A 20124-nucleotide genomic window follows, 5' to 3' on the forward strand; every position below is an offset into this window, starting at 1 on the left:
AAACGTATGCCTATAACCAGCATACGTCATCAGGCATATCCAACTTTTCATGCGCCTAGCGAGTTGCGAACAAAAAGAGTGGGTTGCCCCACTCTTTCATCATTCCGTATGCTAACTATTACCATAAACGATTTTATCACAGGATAGAGCCTCGCGCAAGGCTTGTTCTTTTTCTTAAAATAGTGATAGCTGATTTGATTCAGGAAGATCGTGTAAACATCCGTGATCAGATAAATTCTCGACAACTGTTTTTGTCAACTTCGCTCGTTGCTGTAGATCCTCTTTTGACAAAAAGTGACCATTTTCTCTTGCTTTCACAATATTAAGCGCCGCGTTTGTACCAACTCCGTTTAATGAATTAAACGGCGGAAGTAACGTATCGCCATCCACAATGAATTCGGTTGCTGACGATTTATAAAGATCGACTTTTTGGAAACCAAAGCCGCGTTCACACATCTCAAGAGAAAGTTCAAGTACTGTTAGGACAGCTTTCTCTTTTGGCGCAGCGTCTAAGCCTTTTGCATTAATTTCATCGATTTTAGCACGAATCGAACTTGATCCTTTTATCATCACGTCCATCTCAAAATCATCTGCTCGTACCGTAAAATACGTAGCATAATAAAGGATAGGATGATGCACTTTGAAATATGCAATTCGTACGGCCATTAATACGTATGCCGCTGCATGGGCTTTAGGGAACATATATTTTATTTTCGTACAGGAATCAATGTACCAATCTGGCACATCATGCTTTTTCATTTCTTCAACCCATTCAGGCTGAAGTCCTTTTCCTTTACGAACAAATTCCATAATTTTAAATGCCAATGACGACTCTAGCCCTTTGTATATTAAATAGACCATAATATCATCACGACACCCAATAACGTCTTTCAATTCACACGTACCATTATAAATCAATTCATTCGCGTTACCAAGCCATACATCCGTACCGTGGGATAACCCAGAAATTTGCAGAAGTTCAGAGAATGTGCTCGGCTTTGTTTCTTCGAGCATTTGACGAACGAAACGTGTTCCAAATTCAGGAATGCCTAAAGTTCCCGTCTTACACATAATCTGCTCTTCTGTTACGCCTAAAATGTCTGGAGAGGCAAATATTTTCATAACGTCTGGGTCATCCGTTGGAATCGTCTTTGGATCAATACCACTTAAATCTTGAAGCATTCGAATTGCCGTTGGATCATCGTGTCCAAGAATATCGAGTTTCAGAAGATTGTCGTGAATTGAATGGAAATCAAAATGAGTGGTTTTCCACTCTGAGTTTTTGTCGTCTGCTGGATATTGTATAGGTGAAAAATCGTGAATGTCTTTATAATCCGGCACAACGATAATTCCGCCTGGATGTTGTCCAGTCGTTCGTTTAACACCGGTACAACCTGAAACGAGCCGGTCAATTTCTGCTCCTCTCATTAACAAATCGTGATCACCTTGATAGCCTTTCACAAAACCGTACGCAGTCTTTTCGGCAACCGTACCGATTGTTCCAGCTCGATAGACATATTCCTCACCAAACAAGTCTTTCGTATACGCATGGGCTCTCGGCTGATACTCACCAGAAAAGTTCAAATCAATATCGGGTACTTTATCTCCTTTGAAGCCTAGAAACGTTTCAAACGGGATATCTTGACCATCTTTTTGATAAGCCGATCCGCATTCAGGACAGTTTGCATCTGGCAAATCATACCCAGACGCAACAGAACCATCATCGAAAAAATGCGAGTGCTGGCAGTTCGGGCAAACATAGTGTGGCGGTAGAGGGTTGACTTCAGTAATTTCCGTCATGGTTGCGACAAATGAAGAACCAACGGAACCACGGGAACCTACCAGATAGCCATCATCAAGTGATTTTTTAACAAGCTTCTGTGAAATTAAATAAATAACTGCGAAGCCGTGTCCAATAATACTGTTAAGTTCTTTTTCTAGTCGTGCCTCAACAATTTCAGGAAGCGGATTTCCGTATATAGCTCTTGCTCTTCCATAGCTCATTTCGCGCATTTCATCATCTGCACCTTCAATTTTTGGTGCGTATAATTCGTCCGGAATAGGGTGAACCTCTCCAACTTCGTTTGCAATACGATTCGAATTTGTCACAACGAGGTCGTGAGCTTTTTCTTCTCCAAGAAATGCAAACTCAGCCATCATTTCATCTGTTGTCCGGAAATGAACAAGTGGAAGTGCTTGACGATTTAATGGGTTCGCTCCACCTTGAGAAGCAATTAAAATTTTACGATAGATTGCGTCATTTTCGTTAACGTAATGAACGTTGCCCGTTGCTACAACAGGTATGTTGAGCTGTTCTCCCAACGAAATAATTTTACCGATAATTTCTTGAAGAGCCTGTTCATCTTTAATCAGTTCTCGTTCAATAAGGTGGCGGTAATTACCCGGTGGTTGAATCTCTAGGAAATCATAGAATCGTGCGATGTTTTCAACTTCGTCGGCTGATTTCTGCATCATTCCTTCAAATACTTCGCCTTTATCACATGCTGATCCGATAAACAAACCTTCTCGATGCTTGCTTAATTCAGAACGCGGAATTCTTGGTGTACGGAAATAATAATTGACGTGAGACATCGTGACAAGTCGGTAAAGATTTTTTAATCCTTCTTGAGACGTTACATGAATGGTTGCGTGAAAAGGGCGCTGTCGATGAAAATTGCCTTGCCCCATATGATTATTCAGTTCATCATGAAACATAATCTCTTTTTCCGCTGCATCTTTTACCATTTTCCATAATAAATAGGCTGTTGCTTGAGTATCGTATATAGCTCGGTGATGGCTGACTAATTCAATATCGAATTTCTTACATAATGTATTTAACCGATGATTTTTTAATTCAGGGTAAAGAAAACGACCCAGTTCCAATGTATCAATGACTGGATTTTTCACTTCTGTAAAGCCCATCTTCTTATATCCCACATTTAAGAAGCCGATATCAAAGCTCGCATTATGGGCAACAATCGTTCCGTTTCCTGCAAATTCTTTGAATTGCTTGAGTACGTCTAACGGGTCAGGAGCGCCTTGAAGCATGTCATCAGTTATCCCTGTTAAGTCAATGATCGTTGACGATAGTGGCTCTTTAGGGTCAGCAAACGATTCAAATGTATCAACAATTTCTCCATTTTTAATTTTGACTGCCGCCAGCTCAATAACCGTATTGTATACAGCAGACAAACCTGTTGTCTCTACGTCGAATACAACATATTCTTCATCCAATAGCTTACGATGATCTGAATTGTAGGCAATAGGTACGCCGTCATCAACAATATTGGCTTCCATTCCAAAAATAACTTTTATTCCGTGCTTTTTACTAGCGTTATAGGCTTCAGGAAAGGCTTGTACAACACCATGATCCGTAATCGCTACCGCACTATGTCCCCATTTCGCTGCTTGTTCCACATATTGACCAACCGATGCCATTCCATCCATTTGGCTCATCGTTGAATGAGTATGCAGTTCGACTCGCTTTTCTTCTGCTGTATCAATACGAGATTTAGGCGTTATTTGATTAAAATCATTCGCAATCATCACAAGATCGCGAACGAATGTATCGTTTTGGATACCTCCACGGACCTTCATCCACATGCCTTTTTTCACTGCTTGTAAAATCGGAATATCTTCTTTATCACGTGAAAACATTTTTACTAATATCGAATCGGTGTAATCTGTAATTTTAAACGTTAACAGCGTTCGACCACTTCTTAGCTCTCGGGTCTCTGCAGCAAACACATATCCTTGAACCGTAATTCTTCGCTCTTCATCCACAATCGCTTCAAGAGGAATAGGGTCATCTTTAATTGGATAGCCCATTGATAAATTCGCAGCCGAAACTTGTTTCGTCATCTCTTCCTCTTGACGTTTTTTCTCAAGCATTGCTTCCACGACTTTAGAATGATCTTCTTCTTGGCGCTTTCGTACAAATTCATCATACGCTTCTTTTGATTCTTCCACCGATATGTGCAATGGAATCGTCGGCAAACCATAACGAGTACAAATTTGTTTGAACGGTTCAACGAGCTTCCGCTTCATTGCTTGACCCTCTGCATCATTTTGTGCAACAAGTGCCAGTGTGCCTTTGCTCATATCTGGCGTTTGCTTTTGTAGTGCAGATGCAAGAGGTGGTGACAATAGCGAAAACTCACTCATAATGATTGGCCAGTAGTTGTTCCAAGCGTCTACTGTCATCTCGTTATGATCGTACGTAAATGTACAAGTTGCTTTAGCAATTTCTTTAAACGTTACTTCTAATTTCGATCTAAACAGTTGAGCTAAATCAGCTGGAAGTACCGTTTGCAAATGAATATAAAAATGCCACGATTTCGTCTCTCGCGTGATCGCCAATTTTTTTATATAGCCGTTTTCGAAATAGGTATGTCCATCTGTCGGGACTTGTAATTGTTCGAGTAATAAACGAAGGCGTTCTTCTCTTGATCCCATCTCATTGTTCACTAAAAATCACTCCCCCGTGCAAGGAAATGGACTGACCGATTGGCCAGTCCACTTCTGTCAATTGGCAAATTCCTTTACCCATTGTACTAGATCTTCTTTTGTTAGCTCAAGCTGTTCGCCTGTTTTTCTTACTTTTACTTCAACAATTCCTTCACCTGCACGTTTACCAACTGCGATTCGTATAGGAAGGCCAATCAGATCTGCATCTTTGAATTTCACACCAGCTCGCTCACCACGATCATCAAATAATACATCGATTCCCGCCTGTTTTAAGTCTGCATAAATCGCTTTCGCTAATGCTTGCTGCTCTTCATTTTTCACATTAAGGGCTAGTAGGTGAACGAGAAACGGCGCAATAGATGTGGGCCAAACGATACCATTCTCATCGTGATGCTGTTCAATCACTGCCGCAATGGTTCTTGAAACACCAATTCCATAGCAGCCCATTAGAAACGTCTGCGCTTTGCCGTTTTGGTCAAGGTACTTTGCTTGTAATGATTCAGAATACTTGCGACCAAGTTTGAATACTTGACCTACTTCAATGCCTTCTGCAAATTGAAGGGTGCCTTGTCCATCAGGAGATGGATCCCCTTCTTTTACTGTACGTAAATCTTTATAAGCTGTGGCTTGATAATCTTTACCCGGTCCGACATTGATATAATGGTAGCCGGTGTCATTCGCACCACAAGCAATGGTTTCCATTCCATGAATACGGTGATCTGCATAAATTGGTACAGTGGTCACATTGATGGGGCCAATAGAGCCTGGTGTCGCCCCAAATAACTCAACAACTTCTTCCTCTGTTGCCATACGCAGTTCTTTAGCACCTAGCTCATGAAGAGCTTTTACTTCATTTAACTCATCATTTCCGCGAAGCAGTAAAAGCGAACCTTTGCCATCGATGAATACCACTAACGCTTTTAAAATATGATCAGGGTCGATACCTAAGACAGCTGCCGCATCATTGACCGTTTTCGCTCCAGGAGTCGCTTTCTTTTCAAGCAAGCCATATTCCTGTGCTTGAGGCGGCTCTGGTGCAAGGCTTGAAGCCATTTCAAGGTTCGCTGCATAGTCCGAGCCGTCTGAATAAGCAATGGTGTCTTCACCAACCGAAGCGAGTGCCATAAATTCATGGGTGTCCTTACCACCCATCGTACCAGAATCAGCAATAACCGGGCGGAATGTTAGCCCTACACGTGAAAAAATGCGAGAATACGCTTCGTGCATAGCCCAATAGGTTTCATTTAAACTTTCTTCTGTGTCATGAAACGAATACGCGTCTTTCATAATAAATTCACGCCCACGCAATAAACCGAAGCGCGGACGGCGCTCATCCCTGAATTTCGTTTGGATTTGATAGACATTTAATGGAAGCTTTTTATATGACGTAATGCCATCTTTAATAATGGTTGTAATCACTTCCTCATGGGTTGCACCGAGGGCAAAATCACGATTGTGACGATCTTTTAAACGAATCAATTCATCGCCCATATCTTCCCACCGACCAGATTCTTGCCAGAGCTCAGCTGGGTGTAAAGCTGGCAATGTTAATTCTTGCGCGCCAATTCCATCTAATTCTTCACGAATAATCGCTTCAATCTTCGTCATCGCTCTTTTCGCTAATGGAAGATAGGCATATACTCCTGATGCAAGTTGGCGCATCATTCCTGCCCGAAGCATAAGTTGGTGACTTCTCGCTTCAGCGTCAGCAGGCACATCACGCATCGTTGGTACTAAATAAGTTGACTGTCTCATTGCGTCACTTCCTTTACTCACTTCATCTAACTTAAGAGAATAGCTTGCTTATATCGTTCCACGTCACCACGATCATCAATAACATCACTAAAGCAAAGCCAATAAATTGAATAGCACCTTCTTTTTCTGGCGAGACAGGTTTACCTCGTATAGCTTCGTACGCCAGAAACATTAATCGTCCGCCGTCCAAAGCAGGAATTGGGAACAAATTAATTACACCAAGGTTGACACTTAGCAGTGCCGCAAAAAAGAATACCTGGTACGTTCCTGCCGCCACAGCAGAATCCGTTATATTATAAATCCCAACAGGACCAGAAATATAATCAAGTGAAAACTCACCAGTAAGAATCAAACCTAATGTACTAAAAATAGATGTGGCAAAATCCACAAATGTAGTTGCCGATTCACCAACAGCTGCAACGAATCCAGATTCTCTTAATGGAGCTACGCCAATCACACCGATTTCTTCGTCAATTTCTGACACATAGTTTGAGCCAGTTGTCAGCGTTACTTCTTGCTGTGCACCTTCACGTTCAAACGTAATCGCCACATCTTGGTTTGGTCTTTCACCAATAGCTTGCTGCATATCTTGCCAACGTTCTGTTGCATTGCCATCTACAGCGACGATTAAATCTCCAGCTTGCAAACCTGCTTGTTCTGCCGGCGATCCTTCTATTGGGTCAATTTGATTTGTCGAAAAGCCCGCAATGGAAAACAATCCTAGCAAAATAACATACGCTAAAATAAAGTTCATTAGCGGTCCAGCGAAAATCGCCATTGCACGAGCCCCTAATGATTTTGAACCAAACTGACGATGCCATGGTGCATTCATTTGCGCAACTTCATCTTGGACAATCATTGCTTTTTCGTGAATGGGATAGCGTACAAGCTCACCTGAATCCTCATCAATGGTTTCAATATAAAGATCGTGAACAAGATCAATTCGTTCAACCTGTACAACATGAGCTTCGGGGTGCTTTGATTTATTGTTGACAATAATTTCGGTTACACGCTGCTGGTCATCAAATACGAGTCCAACTTCATAACCTGGTCGAATAACCGTTTGCTCTGGCTCTTCACCAGCCATGCGAACGTAGCCACCAATCGGTAGTAGACGCACTGTATAAATGGTGTCGTTTCTTTCAAAAGCAAACAGCTTCGGCCCCATTCCGATTGCAAATTCGTAGCAAAGAATGCCTGCCCTCTTCGCAAAAAATAAATGACCCCATTCGTGTACAAATACAAGCACACTGAATATGGCAATAAAAGCTAGTAACGTATTCAACAGCCATACCGCCTTCCTGTTAGTTGTTCATTACACGTGCACGAACTGCTTGATCAACAGCAAGAATTTCTTCAAGTGAAGGATTTGCTTGCTTTGTGTGTGTATGTAATGCTTGTTCAATCACGTCTTCAATCTGTAGAAAAGTAATCTCGCCTTTCAAAAACTTCGCCACTGCCACTTCATTTGCTGCATTTAAAACGGTTGGCATAGTGCCTCCACTTTTGCCTGCTTCATAAGCAAATTTCATACAGCGATAACGTTCAAAATCAAGATCCTTAAAATGAAGTTTACCGATTTCGGCAAGATTCAATCGCTCTCCTTCAGGTCGTGCATAACGATCAGGGTACGTCAACGCATACTGAATGGGCACACGCATATCTGGTGTTCCTAATTGAGCGATCACACTCCGGTCATGAAACTCTACCATTGAATGAATAATACTCTCTTTATGGATTACTACATCAATATGGTTATAGTCCATGTTAAATAACCAATTTGCTTCAATCACTTCCAAGCCTTTATTCATCATTGTAGCAGAATCAATCGTAATCTTTGCTCCCATTGACCAGTTTGGATGGGATAGAGCCTGTTCCACAGTGACATCTTGGAGCTCATGTCGAGCTTTATCTCGGAAACTTCCTCCTGATGCAGTTAAAATTAACCGATCAATTGCTTTATGAGGTTCTCCATTTAAAGCTTGAAAAATAGCAGAGTGCTCACTATCGACAGGAATAAGTGGAACAGCTTGTTTTTTCGCTGCTTCCATTACTAGATGCCCTGCTGTTACAAGGGTTTCTTTGTTCGCAATGGCAACAGGTTTGCCTGCTTCAATGGCAGCCAGCGTTGGCAGCAAGCCGACAGATCCTGTAATAGCGGTAACCACAACATCGGCATCAGACGACTTTGCAACTTCTACTAAACCAGAGTCGCCATAATAGAATTCCACTTCTTTGCCAAATTCCCTTTGAAGCGTTTTAGCATCCTCTTCTTTTGCCACCGAAACGAGGTTCGGTTTAAATTCTTTAATTTGGTTACGAGCCAGCTCGATATTTACACCACAGGACAATGCTACTAAGGAAAATGCTTGAGGATGTTCCCGAATAACATCTAATGTCTGTGTACCAATTGAACCTGTTGAGCCTAATAAACTAATTTTTTTCATCGTTTCTCCTCCCCATCTCGCAAGCGAACTACTTCATCTTTTATATTAATTGCAAAAGATGCAAGAGCGGCATGACAAAGATTAAGCTATCAAACCGATCCAATATACCACCATGTCCAGGTAATACATTTCCTGAATCTTTCACGGCATAATGGCGTTTTAACGCTGACTCTACTAAATCACCAATTTGCCCAAAAACGGCAGTGGCAAGCATAATAAAGACTGCGGTTATGTATGAAGTAAATGCCGGCGTAAGGAAAAAGAACAAACTTCCGACGATAACAGCTAAAACAATCCCACCGAGAGAGCCTTCAATCGTCTTATTCGGACTAATTTCTGGCCAAAGCTTATGTTTTCCCATCGCTTTCCCAACAAAATAGGCACCAGAGTCGGTTGTCCAAATTAAGACAATGACAAATAAAACGAGCCACAGACCAACTTCGGTTACATTTCGAGCCTCTATCAAGAAGTGAAAACCAAACCCAACATAAACGCTTGATAGTATCATAAATCCAACCTCATCAAAGGTTAGTTTATTCTTTGTTAACACCGTCAGCATTAACAAAATAAGGATGAGAAAAATAAACAATTCTATTTTTGTATTTTCTATCGGAATAAATTGATCAAACCAGTTCGTTGGAATTAATAGCAGCCACATTGATATAAGCCCGGCTATTCCTCTTAACGATAAGGCTTGAATTTTTTTCATTTTAAGTAATTCCATCATCGCGATCGTTGCCATTAAGGTTACAAAAATGGAAAACCACCAGCCACCTAGAAAAACAAATGCTAAAATGACAACCCCAATCGCTAATCCTGTTACAATTCGTGTTTTCATTACTGTCGCCCTTCCTATAATCCTCCGTAACGTCTACCACGATTTTGATAGGTCGCAATGGCTTCACGGAAATGATTCTCATTAAAATCGGGCCAAAGTACAGGTGTGAACCAGAATTCACTATAAGCAAGCTGCCACAGCATAAAATTACTTAATCTGATTTCACCACTCGTGCGAATCAATAAGTCTGGATCCTTTAGCTGACAACTCATTAAATGCGCACCAATCACATCTTCATTAATGTCTTCTGCTCGAAGCTCACCTGATTCTACTTTAAACGCAATTTGTTTCATTGCTTCCGCCATCTCAAATCGACTGCCATAATTAAGGGCAAAGTTTAGAATTAACCCGGTATTATGCTTTGTCTTTTCAATTGCTTCATCCACAGCTCGAATTGTATGAACCGGCAACTCTTCTTTCGTTCCCATAATTCGGACTTGTACATTTTCTTTAATAAGAGTCGGGAGTTCGCTTTTAAGGTAGCGTTCCGGTAAACTTAATAAAAAATCAACCTCCGCTTTCGGGCGCATCCAATTCTCTGTTGAAAACGCATAAAGGGTAAGTGCTTCCACCTGTAACGCATTTGCCGCTCGGACAATTTTGTTTACATTTTTCATCCCTTCACGATGACCAGCAATGCGAGGGAGGCCTCGGTTGGATGCCCATCTGCCATTGCCATCCATAATAATGGCGACATGCTTTGGAATCCGACTTAAATCAAGGTTTCTATCATATTGCTTTTCCTCTTCTGTATGAAAAGCTTGCTTCCATTTAGAAAATTTCTCGAGCATTCTTCGCCCTCCGTCTCACTAGCGGTTCGCCCTTCACGATGCTTAAAAGTGTAAAAAACCCCCTATTAAAGAGGGTCTCCTACTTTTCTTTATCATACACGTAAATTGATCAGACTTCCATAATTTCCTCTTCTTTTTCTTTAGCACGTGTATCAATCTTACTAATATAAGAGTCTGTTAACTTTTGAATGTTGTCCGTCTCTCCACGTAGCTCGTCCTCTGTCATCTCGCCGTCTTTTTGAAGCTTTTTCAAGTCATCATTCGCATCACGACGAATATTACGAACAGCTACTTTCGAATCTTCAGCTGTTCTTGACACAATTTTACTTAATTCTTTCCGACGCTCTTCTGTTAGTGCTGGAATAATAATACGTATTACTTGTCCATCACTTGATGGTGTCAAGCCAAGATCAGCCTTCATAATCGCTTTTTCAATATTACTAATGGCTGATTTATCAAAAGGCGTAATTAAAAGTAAACGCGCTTCCGGTACCGTAATAGAAGCAAGTTGATTTAACGGTGTTTCTGCTCCATAATACTCTACTGTAACACGGTCTAAAAGAGCTGGATTTGCACGTCCAGCACGAAGTTTCGCTAGTTCACGATTTAAAGACTCAATGGCTTTATCCATTCTTCCTTTAGTATCATCTTGAATTTGTTTTGACATAACAATTATTTCCCCCTGACCACTGTACCAATTTTTTCACCTAAAACGGCGCGTTTAATGTTGCCTTCTTCCATTATAGAGAATACGACAAGTGGAATGTCGTTGTCCATACATAAGGATGAAGCAGTTGAATCCATTACTTGAAGCCCTTCTTTTAAAACATCCATATACGTAATCGTGTCATATTTTGTTGCATCCTCATTCGTACGAGGGTCCGCATTATAAACGCCATCTACATTATTTTTCGCCATTAAGATGACTTCTGCCTCGATTTCCGCCGCACGTAGCGCAGAAGTAGTATCAGTTGAAAAGTATGGGTTCCCTGTTCCAGCTGCAAAAATAACAACACGCTTCTTCTCAAGATGACGAATCGCTTTTCTACGAATATAAGGCTCTGCCACTTGTCTCATTTCAATTGATGTTTGCACTCGTGATTCAACACCAATCGATTCAAGGCTATCTTGAAGAGCAAGGGAATTCATAACTGTCGCCAGCATGCCCATATAATCTGCAGTGGCACGATCCATTCCTTGAGCACTACCAGCCATTCCGCGCCAAATATTACCGGCACCAACAACGACGGCTACCTCTACTTCTAGTTCAACAATCTCTCTAATTTGCGTAGCAATAGATTTAATGATTGTCGGATCAATTCCATACCCTTGTTCTCCAGCTAATGCTTCTCCACTAAGCTTTAAAACGACACGATTGTATTTGTTCATTGTGACCTCCGAATTTGCTTTGTTCCTTATCTGTTCTTGTAAAAAAGGGACACGAACGAATGTTGTGTCCCTTTACTAGGTTGTTATTTTTTCACTTGAGACATAACTTCTTCAGCAAAGTTATCTTCACGCTTTTCAATACCTTCGCCTACTTCGTAACGAACGAATGCTTTCACAGTAGCATTTTTTCCTTTTACATACTTACCAACTTTTTGATCGCCATCTTTTACGAAAGGCTGGTCAAGTAGACATACTTGTTCAAAGAATTTGCTTAAGCGACCTTCAACCATTTTTTCAACGATGTTTTCAGGTTTGCCTTCGTTAAGCGCTTGTTGCTTAAGTACTTCGCGCTCACGATCAACAACATCACCCGTTACTTCATCGCGAGAAACATAGGTTGGGTTAATTGCAGCAACGTGCATCGCAATGTCTTTCGCAAGTTCTTCATCATTTGAAGTACCAATTAACGTAAGAACTCCGATACGGCCACCCATGTGTAGGTATGAGCCAAATACATCACTGTCTTCTTTTTCAACAACCGTGAAACGGCGTAGAGAAAGTTTTTCACCAATTTTTGCAATCGAAGAATTAATGTGAGAGAGAACGGTATCGTCTCCACCTTTAAAGTTTTGCTCTAACGCCTCTTCAACTGTTGCTGGGTTTTCAGCTAAAACGTGCTCAGCCAATTCTTTAACAAGACCTTGGAAGTTTTCGTTTTTCGCAACGAAATCTGTCTCAGAGTTCACTTCAACGATAACCGCTTTGTTTCCACTTGTTACAACTGACGCAAGACCCTCTGCTGCAACACGGTCTGCTTTCTTCTCAGCTTTTGCAATACCCTTTTCGCGTAGAAAATCAATTGCTTTGTCCATATCTCCATCAACTTCAACAAGCGCTTTCTTACAATCCATCATGCCAGCGCCTGTTTTTTCACGAAGTTCTTTTACCATACTCGCTGTAACTGCCATTTAAATTCCTCCTATTTACAAATCTTTTTCACAAAAAAAAGGCGGGAAAGGGTTAATCTCCCTTCACCACCCTTTTTGGAGTCCAACATTTATGCTGTCGTCGTTTCCTCAACGTCTTCAGAATTTGTATCTTCTAAGACTACTTCTTCTTCACCAGCAGTTGCTTCGATTACAGCATCAGCCATTTTTCCAGTTAGTAATTTAACGGCGCGAATCGCGTCATCATTACCTGGAATCACGTAATCCACTTCATCTGGATCGCAGTTTGTGTCTACAATCGCAACGATTGGAATATTTAGCTTGTGTGCTTCCGCAATTGCAATACGCTCTTTACGTGGGTCAATAACGAATAAAGCGTCAGGAATGCTATTCATGTCTTTAATACCGCCTAAGAATTTCTCTAGACGATCCATTTCTTTTTTAAGAAGGATAACTTCTTTTTTAGGAAGAACATCAAATGTACCGTCTTCCTGCATTTTTTCAAGATTCTTTAGACGTGTAATACGCTTTTGAATCGTTTCGAAGTTTGTTAATGTTCCACCTAACCAACGTTGGTTAATGTAGTACATTCCAGAACGAATCGCTTCGTCACGAACTGAATCCTGTGCTTGTTTCTTTGTACCAACGAAAAGAATTTTTCCTCCGTCAGCTGCAAGATCACGAACAAAATTGTACGCACTCTCGACTTTCTTGACCGTTTTTTGAAGGTCAATAATATAAATACCGTTTCTTTCTGTGAAGATGTAGCGATCCATTTTTGGGTTCCAACGACGAGTCTGATGACCGAAGTGAACACCAGCTTCTAGTAATTGTTTCATGGAGATAACTGCCACACCAAACACCTCCTTATGGTTTTTTTTATCCTCCGCAGCATTCATTTCTTGACGACACACTTATCTATGATAAGAGCACCTTCGCCAAAATCCTTCTGCGTGTGTATTTAACACCGTCAATTATCGTATCATATTTGCTGTTGATAAGCAAGGTGACGGCGCTAATTATTTTGGTTTTGCTTATTTACATGTTGAATAAGCTCGACTTCTCGTATTCCAATCTTTAACGTTTTGGCAATATCAGCAGCATGATGGCCATTGCGTTGATAGGTTCGAATCCGATCGACTACTTGATCACGGTTTAATTCAGGTTGTTTTTCAGTAGAACGGGTCGTATCGGTTTTAACATCAACACTAGTAGACTGCTTTTCGTTCGTTCGATTGAGCTGCTGATGAAATGCATCGATGACAATTTCATTATCCTTCTTGATATCGTGTAAAAAAAGAGCAAGCGCTTCTTCTAACTCTTCTTTTGTTAAACGTTGATTTACCTGATGCTGAAGCTTTGCAATCTTGAGACCTAATCCAACGACAGCGAGTATAAGTAAGCTGATCCATATCCCCATTAGATCCCTCCTTCTAACGAACGAACGCTCGTTCCACAAACCCCTGCTTTAGTTTTTTGATCGCTTTTGCGTGAATCTGTGAAATTCTTGACGTAGATAGATTTAACACTCTTCCAATGTCCGTTAACGATAATTCTTCGAAATAACTGAGTTGAATGACGAGCTGCTCGTTTTCGTTCAACGCCTTTAACCGCTCAATCAGTTCATTCTTTGTGTCTGTTTGAATAAGACGTTCACCGGGTTGTTCTATTTGTTCGTCTTTTACCTGTGTTTGATAGACACCATCACCTGTTGATGACACTAGCTCGTCAAACGAAATATTCATACTCGTAAATTGATCATATCTAATCGATGAAACTTCTTTTGCTGATAACTTCATTTCAGCAGCAATTTCCTTTTCATGAACGGATCGACCTTGAACTTGCTCAAGTTGCTCAACAATTTGGTCCATTCGTTTGATCTTTTCTCGAACCGTCCGTGGCAAGCGGTCTTCTTTTCGAAGACCATCAATCATGGCACCACGAATGCGAAACGACGCATATGTATCAAATTTTAAATCCCGACTTGGGTCAAATCGCTGGATGGCATCAAATAAGCCTTCTAAAGCATGACTTTTTAACTCATCTTTTGTCACCGTTGCTGGCAAAGTTTTTGATACACGCTGAACATGAAATTGAACGAGAGGTAAATAATAGTGAATTAATGCTTCAATCGCTTCACTTGATTTTGATTCGTGCCACAATGCCCAAAGCTCAGCTTCTGATTTCATTCTCTTCCTCTCCTTCTATATCTGTTTAATCGTTTTGCTCGCTGTACGCACGTGCATGGTGAACGTAGGTAGTGTAAATTCTACGGTTCTCCCACACGCTCCACCTACATCTTTTGCTACCACTGGAATATGGGCATCTTCAAGCCATAGCGTTACAGCTTCTACATTTCGCTTTCCGATTTGCATGTATTCTTGTCGCATCGCATGACGGAACATTTGCGCTCCTCCTGCTATCTTTGCTTGTAAGTTGCTAGCACCTTGATTGACTAACTCCCTGTGTAAAAGTGTCAACGCTGTATCCGCATAGCGCCAAGGATTAAATGCTGTTTTTCTAGCTTGGTTTGAATCTGGAAGCATAATATGAACCATACCGGCGTGTACATAAGTATCATCATAGAGAACAACACAAACACAAGAGCCTAACCCACATGTTCGCAGTGTTCCTGAACGACTTAATACTTTCCATTCACCAATTGAGATTGTTTCACGTTGCTCATTCATGTACGATCTCTTTCAAGGGCTCTTTTTAGTACTGCGACAGCCCTCTCATTTGGTATAAAAAGCAAAAATCCTTCCATTCCTTCTTCTTCGTTTTTTACTTTCATGGACGTTTCCATTAGAAAAAACTGATCTACTTCAACGAGTTGATAGGTCGCCTCTGCCAGAACCGCACTTCCGATATCGATGGTTAACTCCGTTACAAGTGGATAAAGCGTTAATGACGTTAGAGAACCAATCGCTGTCACATAAGAGCCTATGACAATATTGCCAATCTCTTGGAACGCCGAAGAAGCAAGCGGGTACGTGTGTACATCAAGATCACTTTCTACATTAGGTAAGACCATTTTTACTAGGCGCACCGCTGTATCCATACTTGTTAAGAAAAACATTGTCCCTTCCACATCACCAGCGATTGGTGCATGTACCGTAGCACACACCTCTTGGTGGTAAGCACTCAACCGCGGTAAATCTTCCATTGCATGAAGGGCAATTTCCGGCACATTCATCGCTACTTGGCGCTGTAAAAGAGTTGATAAAGCCGTTGCCGCAAAGCCAGTGCTAATGTTAGCAACTTCCTTTAACAGATCTTTTTCCATTGTCACAGTGAGGCTCCCCTTTCGTGTAACCATTTTCCAATATCAATATGAGTCAATTCCCAGTCTACTTGCCCGGTCCTGACTGCTGCATGAGGCATACCCGAAATAATGGCACTTTCTTCTGCTTCTGCTAAAATGGTGCAGCCACCTGATTGTTTTACTGGTTGTAAGGAAGCCGAACCATCTCTACCCATGCCGGTTAAAATAATCAAGATTTTTTTGTTGAAAAATGTAGTCGAAGCAAACAATGTATTAATTGATGGATGATACAAATCATTCTGATTCGGTTCTGTTATCTGGAAAAAAGCACGATTTCCTCTCTGAATAAGCGTAGTTTGCCATCCTCCAGGCGCTATATAAACAACACCAGTTTGTACAGGTTCATCATGTTGCGCTTCCTTTATTTGAAATGAAAACTGTTCATTTAAACGCTTAGCTAGTAAAGCGGTAAAATGCCCTGGCATATGTTGGGCAATAACAATCGGATACGGCAATTGATTTGGCAGCTGTTCAAACAGCTTTTGCAAAGCATTTGGGCCACCAGTTGAGCTGCCGATGGCAACAATCACAGAGGGGCCATTCCGATGATCCACTTGATCTCGTTCAATCATCATTTTGCCATTAACCAATCTTTTATTAATAACCCAATTGCCTCATAGACCGCATCCGTAAAACCGGCGCTTGCTTGATTTACTAATCCGAGATCCACTACATCAATCTCCAGAAAACGACTTGCCGTTTTGCGTAAATTTAATCGCGCTTGTTGATTTCGTTCGTTCGAATCCACTTCAGCTCCGATGATATAGGCGCGGGGAGGTGTATGATTTTTCAATAATTGATAAGCATCGAGGAGACGCTCTTCATTTGCTGATAAAAACAAAATAGCCGGAATATCGGCTGAACGAAGCACCTCTTCTCCTTCTACCTGGATGAAAAGACATACGTCAATTCGCAAAGACGAAGATTGTTGTAGAACATCTGGATGCAATAGCTGATCTTGAAATTTCGGTCTGAACCGTGCCTTCGCCTCTGGTGTGGCGACGCAAAACGATTCATACCCATAATCACTCAATGATTGAATCAATTGCTCAATAATAAACGCTTCTTCTTTATGCTGTATATAAAGATGTAAGGACTTTCTTTTTTTTAGTGCATGCTCAACTGATCGTTGTCGTAGATCATACGCTTGATCCATTGTGTTCCCCCTCCAAGCGTAGCCATCCGATTAACTGCTCGGCAGTCGGATAACACAAATCATTTGGTACATGTTGTCCTGTTGTTACACAGGAAATTGGCTCTTTTCGTTTGTAAAGTAGTTCTGTTAGTAACGACATCGTTCGTGTTTCATCTTTTTTCGTTAAGATGAAACTATCGATTGTGACACTTGAAAACGGCTTTAACAGTTGCTCAAGATCGCTTGATTTCATCGTTAAACTTAACGCGACATGGCATTCTACGTCGCTCCTTGTTGTTAGAAATTGAACAAGTGGATCAGCGAGCTTTGACTGCAAGTAATTATCTCCTGGTGTATCAATAAAGATCCTATCAGCGGTTACGTTATTGCAAAGGGATGTTAATTCAGAAGCATCGTATGCAACATGGCACGGACAGTCTAAAATCTCGCTATACTTCTTTAGTTGCTCGACGGCCGCAATTCGGAACGTGTCTAACGTAATAAAAGCGATTGATTTTCCTTGATCATAACGAGCGTGAGCAGCGAGCTTCGCGACGGTCGTTGTCTTTCCTACACCAGTTGGTCCCAATACACAACATATTCGCTTTTCTCCGATTACCGCCGTTTGCGGTTTTAAAACAGCCTGTAGCATTTGGTTATAAATTGTTTCTACTCCTATGACACCGCGATCTTCTATCATTTTTGCTGTGAGGGCTAATCCTTTTTTTACGGTTGGCGTAACTTCTAAACGATCAATATATGGTTTGACGCTCTGCACTTCTTTTACAATGGTACTTTCATGGAGGTGGGTTCGTTGCTTCTGTTCTTCAATGCCAATCGTTAGTTGACAAACTTCTTTTTTGAAAAAACCGAGCCAACCACCTTCCTTTACATAGCGAGAGTGCAAAATAACGGCTTTTGAACCAATGCTCTGGCGCATCAGCTCATAGGCTTGCTCGTACGTAGGTGCTTTGATTTTTTTTATGATCACTGCAATCTCACCACCCCTACGCTTTGTACTTCAACATTAGCATCTAGTTCGTTGTATGAAATGACGGGTACTTGAGGAAGATAACGTTCAATTAAATGTCGCATATACATTCGAACAGCTGGTGAGCATAAAATGACTGCCTGTTGTCCCATTTCTGCTAGTTTCGTTGTTTCTGATGCGGTTTGCTGCAGAATCGTTTGCGAGTCAGCCGGTGCTAACGCTAAAAAATGCCCGTTTTCATTTTGTCCAACTGCATCAGCAATACGCTTCTCAACTTCACTAGCCAGTGTAATAACGGCTAGTTTATTCTGCTCGTCTGTTAACTGCTCCGAAATCTGCCGAGAAAGCGCTTGACGAACATACTCGGTCACCACGTCCATATCTTTTGTTCGTGAACCGTAATCCGCAAGGGTCTCGAAAATCATTGGTAAATTACGAATGGATAATTGTTCTCTTAAAAGATTCTTCAATACTTTCTGTACATCTCCAATAGATAAAGGTGTTGGGGTTACCTCTTCAACTAGGGTTGGGTACGTTTCTTTCACATGGTCTATCAAGGCTTTGGTTTCTTCTCTTCCTAGAAGTTCGTGCGCATAGGTTTTTAACAACTCGGTTAAATGAGTCGAGATAACCGTTGGCGGATCAACAACCGTATAGCCTGACAGTTCCGCTTCTTCTTTTACATCTTCTGTTACCCACATGGCTTCTAAACCAAAAGCAGGCTCGACCGTTGGAATGCCTGTAATACGCTCGTCATCAATACCTGTACTCATCGCCATATAATGATCAAGAAGGACCTCTCCCTTTGCCACCACATCACCTTTAATTTTTATTGTATACGCGTTAGGCTCCAACGATAGGTTGTCTCGAATGCGAATAACGGGAATCATTGTTCCAAGTTCAAGTGCCATTTGTTTACGAATCATAACGACTCGATCAAGCAAATCGCCTCCTTGAGTCGCATCCGCAAGTGGAATTAAGCCATAGCCAAATTCGAATTCGATTGGATCCATTTTCATTAACGACAAAACAGATTCAGGTCCTGTTGGCTCTGGTACATCTGCTGTTTCTTCTTGTAGCTGATGTTCCATTTCCTCTTCAACTGCTCGAGTTTTTGATAAACGGTAACCAGCAAATGCAAGCAGTCCAGCAACAGAAAACGTCACGACTTTTGTAATAGGCGTTGTAACTCCTAAAAGGAAAATCGTCGAAGCGGTAACGTACAATAGTTTTGGGTAAGCAAAAAGTTGCTTTGTTAAGTCATTTCCTAAGCTCCCCTCAGAAGCAGCTTTTGTGACAATAACACCTGTTGCAGTAGAAATGAGTAATGCCGGGATTTGTGTAACAAGACCGTCTCCAACAGTAAGTAATGTATACGTGCTCGCAGCAGTAGATAGATCCATTCCCATTTGCATCATGCCAATAACAAGACCAAAAACCATATTAATAATGACGATTATAATGCTAGCAATAGCATCGCCCTTTACAAATTTACTCGCTCCGTCCATTGAGCCATAAAAATCTGCTTCATTTTCAATTTTTTCACGGCGGGCTTTTGCTTCACGATCGGAAATTAACCCGGCATTCAAATCGGCATCAATACTCATTTGCTTTCCTGGCATTGCATCAAGGGTAAATCGGGCACCGACTTCTGACACTCGTTCAGCCCCTTTTGTAATAACAAGGAACTGAATAATAATGAGAATCAAGAACACAACAAACCCTACAACCGCATTCCCACCAATAACGAAGCTTCCAAACGTATCAATCACGTTTCCAGCATGTGCTTCCCCTAAAATGGAACGGGTTGTTGAAACACTTAACCCTAAACGAAACAATGTCACAAGAAGAAGCATTGTTGGAAACACAGAAAATTGAAGCGCATTTTTTGTATTCAGTGCCACAAGTAAAATGAGTAGCGATAAAGAGATATTAAAAATAATTAACACGTCTAACAAAAATGGAGGGAGTGGTATGATGAGCATCACAATGATAAGAATCACACCAGCAAGTACACTTAAATCTTTCGCTTTCATTGT

Annotated in this window: 18 protein-coding genes; all 18 read right to left on the bottom strand. The window is 41.2% G+C overall.

Features of this window, described 5'->3' with window-relative positions; genetic code table 11:
• Window positions 1-174 precede the first annotated feature (174 nt).
• Window positions 175-4467: a PolC-type DNA polymerase III gene (locus PQ477_RS19970; RefSeq protein ID WP_412766063.1), complete on the bottom strand. Its 4293-nt coding sequence runs from the start codon at window positions 4465-4467 to the stop codon at window positions 175-177.
• A 57-nt stretch (window positions 4468-4524) separates the two neighbouring features.
• Entirely contained in the window at window positions 4525-6222 is a 1698-nt protein-coding gene (locus PQ477_RS19975) for a proline--tRNA ligase (RefSeq protein WP_274272751.1), read from the bottom strand.
• 31 nt (window positions 6223-6253) lie between these two features.
• On the bottom strand, window positions 6254-7507 hold the full coding sequence (rseP, locus tag PQ477_RS19980; protein ID WP_035398932.1) for an RIP metalloprotease RseP: 1254 nt from the start codon (window positions 7505-7507) through the stop codon (window positions 6254-6256).
• 19 nt (window positions 7508-7526) lie between these two features.
• The gene (dxr, locus tag PQ477_RS19985) at window positions 7527-8669 is read right to left on the bottom strand and encodes a 1-deoxy-D-xylulose-5-phosphate reductoisomerase (RefSeq protein WP_274272752.1); all 1143 of its coding nucleotides are present in this window, start codon (window positions 8667-8669) and stop codon (window positions 7527-7529) included.
• A 40-nt stretch (window positions 8670-8709) separates the two neighbouring features.
• A complete protein-coding gene (locus PQ477_RS19990) occupies window positions 8710-9507 on the bottom strand; it encodes a phosphatidate cytidylyltransferase (RefSeq protein ID WP_060704010.1) in 798 nt (265 codons plus the stop codon).
• Window positions 9508-9521: 14 nt separating this feature from the next.
• Entirely contained in the window at window positions 9522-10298 is a 777-nt protein-coding gene (uppS, locus tag PQ477_RS19995) for an undecaprenyl pyrophosphate synthase (protein WP_035398928.1), read from the bottom strand.
• A 109-nt stretch (window positions 10299-10407) separates the two neighbouring features.
• Window positions 10408-10965: a ribosome recycling factor gene (gene frr, locus PQ477_RS20000; RefSeq protein WP_035398926.1), complete on the bottom strand. Its 558-nt coding sequence runs from the start codon at window positions 10963-10965 to the stop codon at window positions 10408-10410.
• A 5-nt stretch (window positions 10966-10970) separates the two neighbouring features.
• Window positions 10971-11687 (bottom strand): UMP kinase, encoded by a 717-nt coding sequence (gene pyrH, locus PQ477_RS20005; RefSeq protein WP_038480687.1) that lies wholly within the window; start codon window positions 11685-11687, stop codon window positions 10971-10973.
• A gap of 83 nt (window positions 11688-11770) precedes the next feature.
• Window positions 11771-12655 carry a translation elongation factor Ts gene (gene tsf, locus PQ477_RS20010; RefSeq protein ID WP_274272753.1) on the bottom strand — a complete coding sequence of 295 codons (885 nt, stop codon included), beginning with the start codon at window positions 12653-12655 and terminating at the stop codon, window positions 11771-11773.
• Window positions 12656-12744: 89 nt separating this feature from the next.
• A complete protein-coding gene (gene rpsB / locus PQ477_RS20015) occupies window positions 12745-13488 on the bottom strand; it encodes a 30S ribosomal protein S2 (protein WP_035398923.1) in 744 nt (247 codons plus the stop codon).
• Between the two features lie 161 nt (window positions 13489-13649).
• Complete coding sequence (locus PQ477_RS20020) at window positions 13650-14054, bottom strand: DUF6115 domain-containing protein (protein ID WP_274272754.1); 405 nt, start codon at window positions 14052-14054, stop codon at window positions 13650-13652.
• Window positions 14055-14067: 13 nt separating this feature from the next.
• On the bottom strand, window positions 14068-14823 hold the full coding sequence (locus PQ477_RS20025) for a FliA/WhiG family RNA polymerase sigma factor (RefSeq protein ID WP_060704008.1): 756 nt from the start codon (window positions 14821-14823) through the stop codon (window positions 14068-14070).
• A 15-nt stretch (window positions 14824-14838) separates the two neighbouring features.
• On the bottom strand, window positions 14839-15324 hold the full coding sequence (locus PQ477_RS20030) for a chemotaxis protein CheD (RefSeq protein WP_035398519.1): 486 nt from the start codon (window positions 15322-15324) through the stop codon (window positions 14839-14841).
• Window positions 15321-15920: a chemotaxis protein CheC gene (locus tag PQ477_RS20035; protein WP_246117208.1), complete on the bottom strand. Its 600-nt coding sequence runs from the start codon at window positions 15918-15920 to the stop codon at window positions 15321-15323. The genes PQ477_RS20030 and PQ477_RS20035 overlap by 4 nt, the downstream gene beginning before the upstream one ends.
• Window positions 15921-15922: 2 nt before the next feature.
• Window positions 15923-16534: a CheB methylesterase domain-containing protein gene (locus tag PQ477_RS20040; protein WP_274272755.1), complete on the bottom strand. Its 612-nt coding sequence runs from the start codon at window positions 16532-16534 to the stop codon at window positions 15923-15925.
• On the bottom strand, window positions 16531-17115 hold the full coding sequence (locus tag PQ477_RS20045) for a hypothetical protein (RefSeq protein ID WP_274272756.1): 585 nt from the start codon (window positions 17113-17115) through the stop codon (window positions 16531-16533). The genes PQ477_RS20040 and PQ477_RS20045 overlap by 4 nt, the downstream gene beginning before the upstream one ends.
• A complete protein-coding gene (locus tag PQ477_RS20050) occupies window positions 17099-18085 on the bottom strand; it encodes a flagellar biosynthesis protein FlhF (RefSeq protein WP_274272757.1) in 987 nt (328 codons plus the stop codon). The genes PQ477_RS20045 and PQ477_RS20050 overlap by 17 nt, the downstream gene beginning before the upstream one ends.
• Window positions 18082-20121, bottom strand: coding sequence for a flagellar biosynthesis protein FlhA (gene flhA / locus PQ477_RS20055; protein WP_274272758.1), 2040 nt, complete (start codon window positions 20119-20121; stop codon window positions 18082-18084). The genes PQ477_RS20050 and flhA overlap by 4 nt, the downstream gene beginning before the upstream one ends.
• Window positions 20122-20124: the final 3 nt, after the last annotated feature.

Source organism: Shouchella hunanensis, assembly GCF_028735875.1.
Lineage (GTDB): Bacteria > Bacillota > Bacilli > Bacillales > Bacillaceae_D > Shouchella > Shouchella hunanensis.